Origin of the sequence: Acinetobacter sp. UBA991 (assembly GCF_002292065.1) — a bacterium.
GTDB classification, from domain to species: domain Bacteria; phylum Pseudomonadota; class Gammaproteobacteria; order Pseudomonadales; family Moraxellaceae; genus Acinetobacter; species Acinetobacter higginsii.
This window is the reverse complement of sequence record NZ_DBBF01000009.1, coordinates 34930-49847: the sequence shown is the minus strand read 5'-3', so window position 1 is coordinate 49847 and position 14918 is coordinate 34930. Positions and strand designations below refer to the sequence as shown.

General features: G+C 40.9%; 13 protein-coding genes. 3 read left to right on the top strand and 10 right to left on the bottom strand.

Annotation, left to right across the window (positions count from 1 at the left end):
* Positions 1–35: 35 nt before the first annotated feature.
* The 7 genes from B2727_RS02780 to B2727_RS02750 form a co-directional block, all read right to left on the bottom strand.
* Positions 36–911, bottom strand: a complete 876-nt coding sequence (locus B2727_RS02780; protein ID WP_033133649.1) for a MetQ/NlpA family ABC transporter substrate-binding protein — start codon at positions 909–911, stop codon at positions 36–38.
* 609 nt (positions 912–1520) lie between these two features.
* Positions 1521–2807 carry a phosphoribosylamine--glycine ligase gene (purD, locus tag B2727_RS02775; RefSeq protein WP_033133650.1) on the bottom strand — a complete coding sequence of 429 codons (1287 nt, stop codon included), beginning with the start codon at positions 2805–2807 and terminating at the stop codon, positions 1521–1523.
* 203 nt (positions 2808–3010) lie between these two features.
* Positions 3011–4585 carry a bifunctional phosphoribosylaminoimidazolecarboxamide formyltransferase/IMP cyclohydrolase gene (gene purH, locus B2727_RS02770; protein WP_033133651.1) on the bottom strand — a complete coding sequence of 525 codons (1575 nt, stop codon included), beginning with the start codon at positions 4583–4585 and terminating at the stop codon, positions 3011–3013.
* An 82-nt stretch (positions 4586–4667) separates the two neighbouring features.
* Complete coding sequence (gene fis, locus B2727_RS02765; RefSeq protein ID WP_001086304.1) at positions 4668–4937, bottom strand: DNA-binding transcriptional regulator Fis; 270 nt, start codon at positions 4935–4937, stop codon at positions 4668–4670.
* A 373-nt stretch (positions 4938–5310) separates the two neighbouring features.
* Complete coding sequence (locus B2727_RS02760) at positions 5311–6174, bottom strand: DUF3426 domain-containing protein (protein ID WP_033133652.1); 864 nt, start codon at positions 6172–6174, stop codon at positions 5311–5313.
* Positions 6175–6188: 14 nt separating this feature from the next.
* A complete protein-coding gene (prmA, locus tag B2727_RS02755; RefSeq protein ID WP_033133653.1) occupies positions 6189–7094 on the bottom strand; it encodes a 50S ribosomal protein L11 methyltransferase in 906 nt (301 codons plus the stop codon).
* Between the two features lie 176 nt (positions 7095–7270).
* The gene (locus B2727_RS02750; protein WP_005204781.1) at positions 7271–7663 is read right to left on the bottom strand and encodes a hypothetical protein; all 393 of its coding nucleotides are present in this window, start codon (positions 7661–7663) and stop codon (positions 7271–7273) included.
* A 252-nt stretch (positions 7664–7915) separates the two neighbouring features.
* Here B2727_RS02750 and mnmG point away from each other — a divergent pair, with 252 nt between their 5' ends.
* Together mnmG and B2727_RS02740 are read left to right on the top strand one after the other, a co-directional pair.
* A complete protein-coding gene (mnmG, locus tag B2727_RS02745; protein ID WP_033133654.1) occupies positions 7916–9796 on the top strand; it encodes a tRNA uridine-5-carboxymethylaminomethyl(34) synthesis enzyme MnmG in 1881 nt (626 codons plus the stop codon).
* 100 nt (positions 9797–9896) lie between these two features.
* On the top strand, positions 9897–10229 hold the full coding sequence (locus B2727_RS02740; RefSeq protein WP_005204777.1) for a DMT family transporter: 333 nt from the start codon (positions 9897–9899) through the stop codon (positions 10227–10229).
* A gap of 63 nt (positions 10230–10292) precedes the next feature.
* On the opposite strand, the gene B2727_RS02735 is transcribed toward B2727_RS02740, so the two are convergent.
* The 3 genes from B2727_RS02735 to B2727_RS02725 all read right to left on the bottom strand — a co-directional run bounded on the left by B2727_RS02735 (position 10293) and on the right by B2727_RS02725 (position 13024).
* Positions 10293–10916 (bottom strand): sterol desaturase family protein, encoded by a 624-nt coding sequence (locus tag B2727_RS02735; protein ID WP_241345134.1) that lies wholly within the window; start codon positions 10914–10916, stop codon positions 10293–10295.
* Positions 10917–11013: 97 nt separating this feature from the next.
* Positions 11014–12015, bottom strand: coding sequence for an AraC family transcriptional regulator (locus B2727_RS02730; RefSeq protein ID WP_291347811.1), 1002 nt, complete (start codon positions 12013–12015; stop codon positions 11014–11016).
* A 121-nt stretch (positions 12016–12136) separates the two neighbouring features.
* Positions 12137–13024 carry a DUF4198 domain-containing protein gene (locus tag B2727_RS02725; RefSeq protein WP_033133657.1) on the bottom strand — a complete coding sequence of 296 codons (888 nt, stop codon included), beginning with the start codon at positions 13022–13024 and terminating at the stop codon, positions 12137–12139.
* 315 nt (positions 13025–13339) lie between these two features.
* On the opposite strand from B2727_RS02725, the gene B2727_RS02720 reads away from it, so the two are divergent.
* Complete coding sequence (locus B2727_RS02720; RefSeq protein WP_033133658.1) at positions 13340–14911, top strand: DUF2271 domain-containing protein; 1572 nt, start codon at positions 13340–13342, stop codon at positions 14909–14911.
* The last annotated feature ends 7 nt before the right edge of the window (positions 14912–14918 follow it).

Sequence of the window (14918 nt, the reverse complement as noted above, 5' to 3'; positions counted from 1 at the left end):
AAATCACTTTGCCTGTTTTATTTGAGAGCATTATATTACGAATTTGCTTCTGTGAGGTAGCTTGTTGGTTTGTTCACGTCAACTTTCGTACCAGCAAAGTGTTCTTGAACATATTGCTTCACTGCTTCAGTATGATAAAGCGCGCCAACTTTTTGTAACACAGGATCATCTTTACGAGATTCTGCAGTTGCTAATACGTTTACGTTTAATTTAGTGCTTTGGTCCACTGGTTCATAGAAGATTGCGTCTTTAAGTACGTTTAAACCGCCTTCCATCGCAAGCGTGTTACCCAATAAAATTGCATCAACTTCGTCTTTAACACGAACTGCTGTTGCCATTTGAATTGGTTTGATCACGATTTTTTTGCTGTTTTCAATAATATCAGCAGGCGTGCCTTTGACTGGATCGAAGTCAGCTTTTAACTTGATCAAGCCAGCACTTTGTAAAAGTAATAATGCACGTGATTCGTTTGCACCATCATTTGGAATCGCAATGGTTGCACCTTCAGCAAACTCTTCAACCTTTTTCACTTTACTTGAGTAAATACCCATTGGCTCTAAATAAGTGGTTGAAACAGGTGCAATCTTGTCTTTATTTGCAGCATTGAATGCGACAAGGTAAGCGTAAGATTGGAATGCATTCAAATCAACTTCTTTATTTGCGGCTGCAGTGTTCATTGCAACGTAGTCTGTGAAGTTCTTGATTTCGAGTTTAAGTCCAGCGGCTTTAGTTTCTGGTAATGTTGCGATATAACGCCAAATATCAGCGTCTGAACCTGTAGAAGCGATTACAACGGTTTGTAATGCAGCAGCATCACCTTTTTGTTCGGTAGATGCGGTATCTGGTTGTTTACTGCATGCCGCAAGTAATAACACAGATACACTTAAAAAAAGACTAATCAGCTTTTTCATGTATAAATCCTAATCGGAAAAATGGCGAGAAAATCATCATTTCTCTAGCATTAATGATTGCAATAGGTTTGTATGTTGTAAATTGACATCGCACTCAAAACAATCCCTGAATTATTCTTAAAGTTTGAACAAGTGTGATAGATCTACAACATCCGAAAAGTAGATGAATATTCATGTTCCGATTCAGTATATACAGATAGGAACCAACTGTTCATCTCATTTTCAAATCAAATTTGGATTTAGCTGCAATTTGTTTTGTTAGGTTCAATATTCTAGACATTTAAAAATAATGAAAAAGAATATACAGTTAACATAAAAACAACATCTAAAATTTCGGCAATCATAGCAACAATTTATGGGCGGTTATAGTGGAACAGCTTGTACTTTGAAGCTTAATAACCTACTTGCTAGAAGATAATTATGGTCTAAGTAAATATAAATAAATGATAGTTTTATGAATTTTTCCAAAAATATAGAGAGAGGAATCAATTGAATAATAAATATATATTTTTCTGAATTTTATATTTAAATAATGAATATAGAATTCATATTTATGCGGTTTATGGAATAAAAAAGCCTTCCGAAGAAGGCTTTTTTGCTCAACAAAGCTTATTCAGCTTTTTCTCGTGCAATGGCACGGTAACCGATGTCACTACGGTATTGCATCCCCGTAAATGTGACTTGACCACAAACTTCTAAGGCATTGATTTGCGCTTCTAGCACAGTATCACCCAGTGCAGTCACACAAAGTACGCGACCACCAGCAGTAATGACATGACCATCTGTGCTCATTGCCGTACCTGCATGGAAAATCTTGGTGTCTTCTGGAGATTGACCAAGACCTGAAATCACATCGCCTTTGCGAACCGTTTCAGGATAACCGCCAGCGGCCAGCACGATACCAATCGATTTACGTTCATCCCATTCAGCTTCGCTTGGTAAATTACCTGCAATACCTGCTTCCACTAAATCAACCAAAGATGATTTTAAACGCATCATGATTGGTTGGGTTTCAGGGTCACCAAAACGACAGTTGAATTCGATTACACGCGGTTGACCTTGTTCATCAATCATTAAGCCAGCGTATAAGAAACCTGTATAAACATGACCATCTGCAGCCATACCATCAACCGTAGGGCGCATCACTTCTTTCATGACACGTTCAAAGACTTCTGCCGTTACCACTGGTGCAGGAGAGTAAGCTCCCATACCACCTGTATTTGGTCCTTCATCGCCTTCAAAAATACGTTTGTGATCTTGTGAGGTGGCCATTGGCAAGATGTTGTTGCCATCGATCATACAAATAAAGCTAGCTTCTTCACCCGCAAGGAACTGCTCAATCACTACACGTGAGCCTGCATCACCAAATTTGTTGCCTGCAAGCATATCGTCAATCGCAGCAAAGGCTTCTTCGTTGGTCATTGCTACGATCACGCCTTTACCTGCAGCTAGACCATCTGCTTTAATTACGATTGGTGCACCGTGTTGTTCAACATAGGCTTTAGCCGCAGCAACTTCAGTAAATACATCATAAAAAGCCGTCGGAATGTTATGACGCTTTAAGAAGTGCTTGGCAAATGCTTTAGAGCCTTCAAGCTGTGCAGCATACTGGGTTGGTCCCCAGATTTTTAAGCCTGCTTCACGTGCTGCATCCACCACACCATTCACTAATGGTGCTTCTGGACCCACAATGACCAAAGCAACATCATTTGCCTTGGCAAATTCAATAATCGCTGGATTGTCTAAAATATCGAGCTCAACATTTTTACATTTGTCTTCAGTTGCTGTCCCTGCATTACCCGGTGCAACGAACACTTGAGTGACTTTTGCATCTTGTGCGATTTTCCATGCAAGTGCATGTTCACGGCCACCGCTACCCAAAACTAAAATATTCATTATTAAGTTATTTCCCTTTTTCAGTATCTAAGAATATACCTGTTCAGAATAAAAAAGTCCCTCTTAACCTCTCCCTTGCGGAACTACAATCGTTCCTCATCTCCTAAGAGGACAGGGAACCCATATTGATATTGGTGTAGTCTCCCTCCTTTTAGGAGGGAGATTTAGAGGGAGGTAAATAAGACGGAATTTTTAAAGTAGTATTAGTGACGGAAGTGACGCATGCCTGTGAACACCATGGCAATACCAGCTTCATCCGCTGCTGCAATGGTTTCTTCGTCGCGCATTGAACCGCCTGGTTGGATAATACATTTAATACCAGCCTTAGCCGCATTATCAATACCATCACGGAAAGGGAAGAAGGCATCGGATGCCATCACAGCTCCTTCAACCACTAAACCAGCATGCTCCGCTTTAATCGCTGCAATACGTGCTGAGTTGACGCGGCTCATTTGACCAGCACCTACACCAATCGTTTGACGGTTTTTGGCATAAACGATTGCATTTGATTTCACATATTTCGCAACTTTCCAAGCAAAGATCAAATCATCAATTTCTTGCTCAGTTGGTGCACGCTTGGTCACAACTTTAAGATCATCTTTAGTGATCATGCCTAGGTCTTGGTCTTGAACCAATAAGCCGCCATTCACGCGCTTATAGTCAAGCTGTGCTGCACGAGCGTCAATTGCTGGAAGCTCACCACATACCAACACACGTACATTTTTTTTCGCACCGGTGATTTCAAGTACACCATCCGCAATGCTTGGTGCAATAATCACTTCAACAAATTGACGATCTACAATCGCTTGTGCAGTCGTAGTGTCCAATTCACGGTTGAATGCAATGATGCCACCGAAAGCAGATTCAGGATCGGTTGCATAAGCAAGATCATAAGCTGCTTTAATGCCGTCCAATGAAACAGCAACGCCACAAGGGTTTGCATGTTTAACGATGACACAAGCGGGCTTCGCAAATGATTTCACACATTCAAGCGCTGCATCGGTGTCTGCAATATTGTTGTAAGAAAGTTCTTTGCCTTGTAATTGTTTCGCAGTAGAAACAGATGCTTCTTGAGCAGTCGCTTCAACATAGAAAGCTGCGTTTTGGTGTGGATTTTCACCATAACGTAAATCTTGTGCTTTATTCAGTTGGGTATTGAAGGTACGTGGGAACAGATCCGCTTCGCCTTCAGTTTTGCCAACGCGTGCGCCTAAATAAGATGCGATCATGCCATCGTATTGTGCAGTGTGCTCAAATGCTTTTACCGCTAAGTCGAAACGAGTTTCGTAAGAAAGCGCACCATTTGCTTTTAATTCAGCAACGACTGTGTCGTAGTCAGCTGCATTCACGATAATGCCTACTGAAGCATGGTTCTTTGCAGCGGCACGAACCATCGTTGGACCACCGATGTCGATATTCTCGATTGCATCTGCAAGTGAACAGTTCGGTTTTGCTACTGTTGCTGCAAATGGATACAGGTTTACAATCACTAGATCAATCGGATCGATGTTGTGTTCTTGCATCACTGCTTCGTCCAGACCACGACGCGCTAAGATGCCTCCATGAATTTTTGGATGTAATGTTTTTACACGACCATCCATCATTTCAGGAAAACCTGTATGTTCAGAAACCTCTACTACGGCGATATTGTTGTCTTTAAGCAACTTATATGTACCGCCCGTAGATAAAATTTCTACCCCTAGAGCTACAAGATTTTGAGCGAATTCAACGATTCCGGTTTTATCAGATACAGAGATTAAAGCACGTTTGATAGTCATGATTTTAGTCAACAGTTTGAAGTCTACAGATTAAAAATAAAAGGCAAAAAAAATGCCCACGAGAACGTGAGCATTTTATCAATTATTCACTCATTAAACCGTGAGCTTTTAACTTTTTGCGTAAAGTTCCGCGGTTAAGGCCTAAAATCTCAGCGGCACGTGTTTGATTACCGCGAGTATATTCTAAGACCACAGATAAAAGAGGTTTCTCCATTTCTGCTAAAACCATGTCATAAACTTGAGATGGTTGCTCACCTTGCAATTGTGCAAAATAATGACGAACTGCGCGATCTACATGGATGCGAAGAGCGACATCAGATTGAGCCGTAAAAATAGGAGATTTGCTATTCATGCGTGTTAATCCGAAATATCAAAATATCACTTGGGTAAAGTGATATAAATGTGGTCTAAATTACTGAGCCCCGTTTTAGATCCTAAAACAGTGACTCTAAAACAAAAGGACTATTAGCTTGCCACAAATCCTCGAGCTGTGTAAAAAATAAGCGTAACAATAGTTAAATATTTGTTACCGCCTACTTTTAAAAACAAAAAAACCAACAATGCGCTTATTGGGTAAAAGCACAGTTCGTTTAACGATTTTATTGTCTATAAATTACGAGGAGTAAGTAGGTCAAGCATTCGTGGCGCGTATCATACCACTGTCAGCGAAAAAGTGAGCAAATTAACTGCACTTTTTTTTGTTTTTTTGTCACTTTTTTGAGCTTTTAGGGCTGTACAAATTCTAAACTATAGTCATTGAAGCTATTTTTACTTTTTGGAAGGGTAAATTCGAAGCGAAAAGGGCTGTTGGTTGGAATGCGTTGAATCGTTTTCAAACTGTCAACTAAATAATCTTGTGGTTTGAGCATTACGTTAAAAACGGCTTCGTCGTTTTGTTTGAGCACGACTTTAATAGGAGGCAGTGCCACGCTGTTCTCATTATGATTTAGAAGTACACCTGAAAAAACAGTAGCATCTTTTTCTCCACGTTTAATTTTTACTTTTTCAAAACTAAGATATTTATATTGTTCATCACTGGTTTTGCACGAGAAAATGCCGCAAGCATAATTAAACATCTGATTCAAGGCTGGGCTTTCATGCATCAGTTTTGGGTTGAACCATAAAATCTGAAAAGCAAATACTAAAATTAAAGCAATATTACCGAGCCCCCAAAGCGTGTAATACAGCCAACCATGTTGTTTATCATTATTATTCTCATGGTCAATTTGTAAAGTATCTTCAGACAGATTTAAATTAGGTAGGGCAGTAACAGGTTCGGTATTGAAATAATTGAGGTTGTTGAGATAGGTCAATAAATCAATATTTGAGTTTTCAATTTTCTGATCAAAGATGCTCAAAATCTGCATTTGTTTTTCTGCAAACGAGCTGTCAGGTTGAATTGAAGAAAAAAGTGAGCGATTGACAGGTGTCGGAATCGCTTCACTATCTGTTTCTAATAAGTTGGTTAATGCATTAAAGTTAATGACACATTTCGGACAACAAACCATACCCTGTGCAACACTGAGTTGTGAAAGGGTCACTTTGTACACAGTTGAACATTTAGGGCAGCGGGTTTGTTTTTCACTCATAAGTAACAATGTTCTCAAATTGTTGTTTTACGTTTTCCCGAAATGCGACACCAGTTTTCTTCACGCTTTTCGATCTCTAATATATCAAAAAACTGTGAGTAAACACTAGAAACATCAGCAACTTGCTCTTCGATTACACCAGCAAGTGCGAACTCGCCCTCATTTTTTATTAAAGTTGAGAATTCAGGCGCAAGTGCCATTAATGGTGCCGCTAAAATATTGGCGACAAGGACATCTGCTTGTTGTGATTTAAATTCTTGATCAAACTCTTCGGGTAATCCTACAGAAAGACGATCCAGTACACCATTTAATTCTGCATTTTGTTTTGTCGCAAGTACCGCTTGTGGGTCAATATCAGTCGCATAAACTTTTTTAGCGCCGAGTAATAAAGCCGCAACACCTAAGATGCCTGAGCCACAACCATAGTCGATCACAACTTTGTCTTTAACATCAGTTTTACCTAGCCATTGTAAGCATAAGAAGGTACTTGCATGGTTTCCAGTACCGAAGGCAAGGCCTGGATCTAGCTTAATATTGGTTGCATCAGCTTCAGGTGGTTCTAACCATTCTGGTACGATCCAGTATTTTTCACCAATTTGAATCGGTTCATAATAATCCATCCAAGCACGTTCCCACACTTGGTTTTCCAAGTATTCATGGCGCATTGGTACATCTGGAAGTTGTGCTTTTAAGAAGGCTTCTAAAGTATCGACATCAATTGGATCATCTTCTTCTTGTTGATAAATCCCCGTGACGATGACTTTATTCCAAAGTGGCGTTTCACCTGGCAATGGCTCAAGTAAGGCTTGGTCTTCAGCATCATCTAAAGTTACGCTCACCGCGCCTAATGACAGGAGTAATGTTTCGGTCAGTTCGACTTGGTTTTGATCAACAGTAATATGAATTTGTAGCCAGTTCACAGGAAAACCTAAATAAATGTATTTGTGCTTATTGTAATGGATTCGTGCTTGTTAAAGGGATTATAAAGTAGACAGATTACAATTTTAAGATGAAATATTTTGTCCTCATGCAATCTATTATATTGTTTTTATATAAAAGAAGGCCAAATTAGGCCTTCTTTTATATCATTTATGCATTAAGGTGCAGTCTGTTCGACATCAGGTGCTACTGGTGGTGCAGGAGCGATAGCGGGTGATTCCATAGGTGCAGTGCTATTGTCTGCTGGTGCACTACTGACTGGGCGAGGTGCCGATTGCGTTTCTGAGAGACGACTTTGAGTCTCAACGGCAGCATTAGATGCAGGTGTTGGTGGTTGGAATGCTAACTTACCAGCTTCATTAGGCTCACATGAACCATTGAAAACAACGCCTTTAAATGCAAATGAAACTGGATCACCTTGTTTTTTGCCTTTACAGACCTGTTGATATTTCTTGGCCTGTTGGTCTTGGCTTGCTTTGGTATCTGCATGCGCAGCTACGCTAAAACATAGACTACAAATTAGAGATGAAAATAAAAGCTTTGAGTTCATATCATTGTCCTAAAGTATTTTTTATACACTTTTTAGGATAAGAAACTGGGCAGATAAAACAGTGGTGTTCAAGTTAATAGTGATGAATCGCTGTGTGCAGTCTAAGAGGAAAATGCAACATAAGGTTTCTTTTTGTATGTTCTGTAGTCAGAACAGGGGCTTGCAAGCCTCAACAATCTTGACTGTTTTTGGCAATTTAATGCAAAACTCCTGTATAATGCTCTGTCATTTTTTGAATACACATTTACCACTATGCACTATCCTAAAGTTTACGACGTTATCGTAATTGGCGGCGGTCACGCTGGTACGGAAGCAGCACTTGCTGCGGCACGTATGGGAAGACAAACATTATTGTTAACGCATAACATTGAAACTTTGGGGCAGATGAGCTGTAACCCAGCGATTGGTGGTATTGGTAAATCACATCTTGTCCGCGAGATCGATGCACTCGGTGGTGCAATGGCACTCGCAGCGGATAAAGGTGGTATTCAATTCCGTATTCTAAATTCTCGTAAAGGTGCAGCTGTGCGTGCAACACGTGCGCAAGCGGACCGTGTACGTTATAAAGCAGCGATTCGCGATACTTTAGAAAATCAAGCGAACTTGGATATTTTCCAGCAAGCTGCAGACGACTTAATTGTTGAAGGCGATACTGTTAAAGGTGTTGTGACCCAAATGGGTATCCGTTTTGATACCAAGACGGTAGTATTGACGACAGGAACTTTCTTGGGTGGGGTGATTCATGTCGGCTTACAAAATTCAAGTGGTGGTCGTGCAGGTGATCCACCATCAATTGCTTTAGCGCATCGGTTACGTGAACTTAAATTACCCGTTGGGCGTTTAAAGACAGGTACTCCGCCTCGTATTGATGCACGCACAGTTGATTTTTCTGTCATGACACCACAACCGGGTGATTTCCCATCGCCAGTGATGTCGTTTATGGGTGATGCATCTATGCACCCTGAACAAGTGAATTGCTATATCACGCATACCAGTGAAAAAACCCATGAAATTATTCGTGGCGGTTTAGATCGTTCACCAATGTATACCGGTGTGATCGAAGGTGTTGGCCCACGGTATTGCCCATCAATTGAAGATAAGATCCATCGTTTTGCCGATAAAGATTCACATCAAGTGTTCTTGGAGCCAGAAGGCTTAGATACCCATGAGCTTTATCCAAACGGCATTTCGACTTCATTGCCATTTGACGTGCAGTTCAATTTGGTTCGTTCAATTCGTGGTATGGAAAATGCGCATATCTTGCGTCCAGGCTATGCGATTGAATATGATTATTTCAATCCACAAGCGTTGAAATTCACACTTGAAACCAAGGCTATTCAAAACTTGTACTTTGCTGGTCAAATCAACGGTACCACGGGTTATGAAGAGGCGGGGGCACAGGGCTTGCTTGCAGGTTTGAATGCTGCACGCCGTGCGTGGGAACAAGAAGAGTGGACACCAAAACGTGATCAAGCTTATATGGGTGTTTTGGTCGACGATCTAATCACTTTGGGTACTAAAGAACCGTATCGTATGTTTACTTCACGTGCGGAATACCGTTTGATGTTACGTGAAGACAATGCCGATCAGCGTTTAACGTCAATTGGTCGTGAACTTGGCCTAGTTGATGATGAGCGTTGGGCTGCATATAGCGAAAAAATGGAAGCGGTTGAGCGTGAAACTTCTCGTTTACAACATTTGTGGGCTGCACCAAATAACCCAATGGGTAAAAAGTTCGTTGAAATGACAGGTGCAGATCTCAGTAAAGAATGTAGTGCGATCGATTTACTGAAACGTCCAAATATCAATTTTAGCCAAATTGCTGAATTAACAGGTTCAGAAGTGTCTGAGCATGTGGGTGAGCAGATTGAAATCGCGGTGAAATACGAAGGCTATATTAATCGCCAGCATGAAGATGTTGCACAATTAAAACGTCTTGAAGAAACCCGAATTCCTGCTGATTTTGAATATGAGGGTATTTCGGGTTTGTCACGTGAGATCACATTAAAGTTAAACACGGTTCGCCCTGAAACCTTAGCGCAAGCAAGTCGTATTCCTGGTGTTACACCAGCTGCGGTACAGTTACTGATGATTACGATCCGTAAAAACAATATGGCGAAGAAATCGGCTTAATTGCCTGCTTCGTCTATTGTCGTAAATGTTAAAAACACCCTTCTACAAAGGGTGTTTTTTTCTGCTAAGCAAATTCTGTTTAATTGAAGGGGATGAGTAAATGAACAATTGGATAATTTTATTCATTGCGATTACTGCAGAAGTGATCGCAACCTCTGCCTTAAAAAGTAGTGAAGGTTTTACCAAACCAGTTGCTTCCATCGTGGTTGTAGTGGGTTATGTGATTGCATTTTACTGCTTGTCTCTAACCTTAAAAACGATTCCTGTAGGCGTTGCTTATGCGATTTGGTCTGGCGTTGGGATTGTTTTGATTACGACTGTGGCTTGGTTTGTATTTGACCAAAAATTGGATATTTGGGGAATAATTGGGATAGTCTTGATTATGAGTGGTGTGTTGATTCTTAATTTACTGTCTAAAACCAGCTCGCATTAGCTTTGCCACAAAAAACCGAGTCATGCATAACTCGGTTTGAATTAATCTTCTACTTCAACGTATTTATAACGCGACCTCAATCCCTTGGCGTAAATTCTGTTGATCAAATTGTGTATTGGCATCAATTTGAGCATAGGCTTTTGGTAAGAGACGGCGTGCTACGCGATTCACTCTTTTTTCTAGCCATTTCGGCATGTTGATCGCCAATGGATTGGTTTCTGTTACCGATTCATCGGTCATTACCCGCGTTCCCATAATGTAATCAAACCATGGCTTAGTCACACTCCAATTGGCATTTTGATTGCTGGTCATGTGATGATCATAGTGCCAAGGAATTCGTTTTTTAGCGAACTCTGGATCGAGATGTGATTTGGCATGTACCTTCCAATAATTCCAAATGCCGTAGTACAGACCTGCGGTAAAGAACGGCGCAACCGGTAGAAAAATGGTGGATGCGGCAGCTAAGCCGATGAGCGCTGATTTTTCATTGTACATTTCAGAGTTTTTAAACATCGACTCTGCATAGCCTTCATCATGAAAGCCATTTAAGCGAGCACGTTTGTGATGTGCAATATGGGTAAAGAACGGACTGTTTCTATTTTTGCTTGGAAATTCGTGTAACCAGACTTTGTGGAAATACCACTCCATACCATTTGCAACAAAAACACCTACTGGAAAACCGATCATGCTTGGATTACCTCGTCTAACATAGATCGGATTTTAAAAAGAGAAGGGCTAAAAGTTTTGACTGATCTGACAGTTTTAAGCTGCCTATCCAATCAATTTACGTCTGTTTACGCTGTCGATATGCGCTTGGGGTCTCACCAGTCCAGCGTTTAAATGCTCTGGAAAATGCTGAGGGTTCAGAAAAACCAGTCAGATAAACAATCTGGTCGATGCTTTCTTCGGTTTGAGAAAGTAAGCGACGAGCAAGACGTTCACGATAATGGGCAATGACTTTTTCATAGCGGGTATTTAATAGTTGTAAATCTGCTCTTAAGCTACGAGCGCTACGTCCTAAATGTTCGGCAATGATGTTCTGATCAAATTCACCAGACTCTAATAAACCACTGGCCAAGATTTTTTCGATTTCGTTTATAAGCTGGTGTCTGTTTAATAGCTCAAGCTGTGAGGCGGCATGATGTTCATGTACTTTTAACAGTTCTGGTTCATGAGCAGCAGAGGGCGTCGTTAATTGTGCTGAATCAAAGCAAATATAGCCATTATCTTGCCCGAGTTTGACAGGACATCCCCAGATTTTCTGGTATTCCTCTTGATCCGCTCCGTCTAGATATGGCAGGCCAATTTCAGTCGGCGTAAAAGTTCCGTCACTAATATATTTAAAGAAATTAAGCAAAATACCAATCGCACATTCCAAATAGTGTCGAACAGGATGATTGAGCCCTGAAATCATCACTCTATGTTCATTTATCATTTCTAAGTTAAATGACATGGCATCAGTGAGTAAGGCCTGATATCGAATGGTTCGTTTGAGGCCTTCCCCAAATGTTGCACTACTGAGAAAAAGATATTCAATCACTTGTCCACGAAAGGGTGGAACATTGTGCCCAACATGTAAACCAATATCGGGATCATGACTAATTTGTTCTGCGGCTTGCCAAAAGCGTTGCTGTGTGGCGTTGTCACGACGGACAAACTTATCAGGTGGCTGATCGGGTAAATGAACACGCGCAAAGATGGCAGCGGCATCTAAATTCATCTTTTGCATGGTTTGATAAACCATCCATAAAAAGATGCCCGCATCACTGGTTTTTTTTGAAGTCATAAAACAGGCTAAAGATGTGTTTTAAAACAATATACGCTGTTCTTTTTGAGATAGAAATAGATTGCAACTAAATCAGAGGATAAAGGTACTTATACGTTGATAAGCACCTTAGTCAAAAGGCTTATTCAGTCACTTCAACCGTTACACTGTAGGTATAAGATTGCGCGATGGGTGGTTTGGTGTTGTCAGCATTCGTTTCAGGATAAGCGGTGGTAATCAGGTAAATACCAGCTTCACTAAACTTCACTTCAACCTCGCCTTTGGTGTTGGTTTTAACATGTGGTTGTTCACGTTTTGCATTGGGTTGATAGCTGCTAGCACCTTTAAACACATCAACTTCTAGATTTGGAACAGGCTTACCATCCATGAGCACTTGTGCTTTAAAAGATTCACCTGCAAACAACTCATTTGGATGAGTGAGGAACTTAAACTCGAAACCTTTGTTGCTCACAGCAGGCACAGCACTTGGTTTGCCTTTAGTGATAAAACTTTCAGCAATATAGGTATTGCTAGTTTGTGCTGTTTTTGCGTTGGCAGGAATTTGGTCTTCAGCAATAAAACGTGGCGGTTGATTGGCTGGTGCTTGAGCTGCTTTTTGCTCTGCATTATTACCTTGTGGCTGCATCGGGTTTGCATTGGCAGGGCGTTGAGGGCGAACACGTAACCAACGACCATCAATCAATGCATATTTGGTTGGGTTGCCTGTCGCATTTTCAGTACGAAGACGATAGGTGCCATCCGTGGTTAAATTGACTTCTGCAATATTGAATTTTTTTAATTCTGCTGCTGCTTTAATGGTTTCGGTTTTTCCTTCGGGCGTTGTCACCTGATAATCAGTTTTAAAGTTGCGACTTGCTACAAAGAATTTTTCAACGGTAATTCCACTTTGGAAGCTAACGCTATCGGCCTTACTGTCGAACACTTCTGGCAATAAAAAAGGGCTTGCTGTATGAGCAAAGCTCAGAGTTGGTAGCGCAGAAAATAGAGCAACAGTGAGTAGATGACGCATGAAGAATTCCTTAAAAGAGAAATAAACAAAAATGCAAAAGATTTGCTACAATTTACTTGATAACGAGTATCAGTTGCAATATTATTTCGATAAAATTTTAATCGTTTTTATGCCATTGGGCAGACAAAGATTAAGAAGTTTTTTATCTCCCAAATGCGTGTCGCAAATGAATCAAATGTTTTTGATTTTATTCAGAATAAAATCATTTCATTTCCATGTTCTTTTGGCTGTAATTCATGTGAGAAGCCGAGCGATTGACTGTGCATAAAGTCAGTAGGTCGGCCGAGTTAAATCTTAGAAAATGGAAGCTTAACGATGTCATCAACGCAACAAATTTTTCGCCCCGTTCTACTCATATTTCGTTTATCTCCGTTGATGGCAGCCATTGCTGTATTTATGTCTCCAGTCACGATAGTTCAGGCCAATGAAACTACTGTAAAAGATGCTCAGACCTTACAAGCACCCATTCAAACACCAAGTTATAGCTTTCATCAAGATCATATTTTAGGAACGTCTTTGGATGTGGTTGTGACCACTGCACATCAAAAAGATGCAGAAAAGGCATTACAGGCAATTCAGAACGAAGTGGCACGATTGGACCAGATTTTATCGGTATGGCGTGATGATAGTGAAATCAGTCAGCTCAATCGTGAACAACAGATCGAAGCTTCCTCTGAACTTTATGAGGTAATTGCTGCTTGTGAACAATGGCGCAGTGCGAGCTGTGGTGGTTTTGATGCACGTTTAGGCCAATTGATTCAGTTATGGGAACAAAGTCATCAGGTACACAATCTGGATGATCAAACGCAAGAAGCTTTATTAAGCCAATTAAAAACTCAAAGTATTGAGTTAAACCCGAAAACCAGACAGATTAAACTCGATTCAGCCATTAAAATTGCACCTGATGCCTATGCCAAAGGCTATGTCATTGATCGTGCCTTGATTGCGGCAAAACAAGCTGTGCCACATTTACAGGGGATTTTGATCGATATTGGTGGCGATATGCGTGTGTGGGGTCAATCACCACAACAAGCGGGCTGGAAAATTGGTATTCAGAATCCAAATGAACGCTTTGATAATACAGCACCAACACAAGTTTTAAATATTAAAGACCAAGCTGTTGCTTTTAGTGGGCAAGGTTATCGTTCGTTGGCAGGCCAATCGCATTTGCTTAATCCGCAAACAGGTATGCCAATTCAAACCGTAGAGCAATGTGTCGTCGTAGGACAATGCGCTGCAGATGCGGATGCTTTGGCAACGGCTTTAACCGCAATGTCGCCTCAGGAAGGCATGCAGCTGATTGAACAATTGGTTGGTTTTGAAGCGCAATTGGTGGCGACTGATGGCAGTCGTTATCAAAGCTCAGGTTGGTCTACACTTTTAGATGCCAATCAACCTGCGATCATGCGACATGTGGCAGCTAATGGTGCAGCAACCGCTTGGCCTAAAGGTTATCAGGCACAAGTTGAAGTGAATATTCCTAAGCTCGCTGTTGATAATTATCGCGCGCCTTATGTTTCAGTATGGGTGACGGATAGCGATAAAAAATTAGTGCGTACCCTTGCGGTTTGGGGTAAAGATGAGAAATGGATCAATTCAAATTATGTGTGGTGGCGTCGCTATGGTCGTCAAATGCCAAACTTGGATGCGGTGGCTAAGCCATCACGCCAACCAGGACAGTACCGTTTAGCTTGGGATGGTAAAGATGAAGCTGGTAAAGCTGTCGATGCAGGTAAATATTTAATCCATATTGAGACCTCTCGTGAGCATGGTGATCATTCATACCAAAGTTTTGAATTAGAAGTCGGGCCGAAAGCGGTAACAAAAACACTTCCTGCACAGGCAGAAATTGGTACGCTGAAACTAAACTTCCAACGTGGTGCTTAATTAAAAG

Coding starts and splice junctions, on each gene's coding strand:
- B2727_RS02780 (WP_033133649.1), bottom strand. CDS start 911: ATGAAAAAGCTGATTAGTCTTTTTTTAAGTGTATCTGTGTTATTACTT.
- purD (WP_033133650.1), bottom strand. CDS start 2,807: ATGAATATTTTAGTTTTGGGTAGCGGTGGCCGTGAACATGCACTTGCA.
- purH (WP_033133651.1), bottom strand. CDS start 4,585: ATGACTATCAAACGTGCTTTAATCTCTGTATCTGATAAAACCGGAATC.
- fis (WP_001086304.1), bottom strand. CDS start 4,937: ATGAATAGCAAATCTCCTATTTTTACGGCTCAATCTGATGTCGCTCTT.
- B2727_RS02760 (WP_033133652.1), bottom strand. CDS start 6,174: ATGAGTGAAAAACAAACCCGCTGCCCTAAATGTTCAACTGTGTACAAA.
- B2727_RS02750 (WP_005204781.1), bottom strand. CDS start 7,663: ATGAACTCAAAGCTTTTATTTTCATCTCTAATTTGTAGTCTATGTTTT.
- mnmG (WP_033133654.1), top strand. CDS start 7,916: ATGCACTATCCTAAAGTTTACGACGTTATCGTAATTGGCGGCGGTCAC.
- B2727_RS02740 (WP_005204777.1), top strand. CDS start 9,897: ATGAACAATTGGATAATTTTATTCATTGCGATTACTGCAGAAGTGATC.
- B2727_RS02735 (WP_241345134.1), bottom strand. CDS start 10,916: ATGATCGGTTTTCCAGTAGGTGTTTTTGTTGCAAATGGTATGGAGTGG.
- B2727_RS02730 (WP_291347811.1), bottom strand. CDS start 12,015: ATGACTTCAAAAAAAACCAGTGATGCGGGCATCTTTTTATGGATGGTT.
- B2727_RS02725 (WP_033133657.1), bottom strand. CDS start 13,024: ATGCGTCATCTACTCACTGTTGCTCTATTTTCTGCGCTACCAACTCTG.
- B2727_RS02720 (WP_033133658.1), top strand. CDS start 13,340: ATGTCATCAACGCAACAAATTTTTCGCCCCGTTCTACTCATATTTCGT.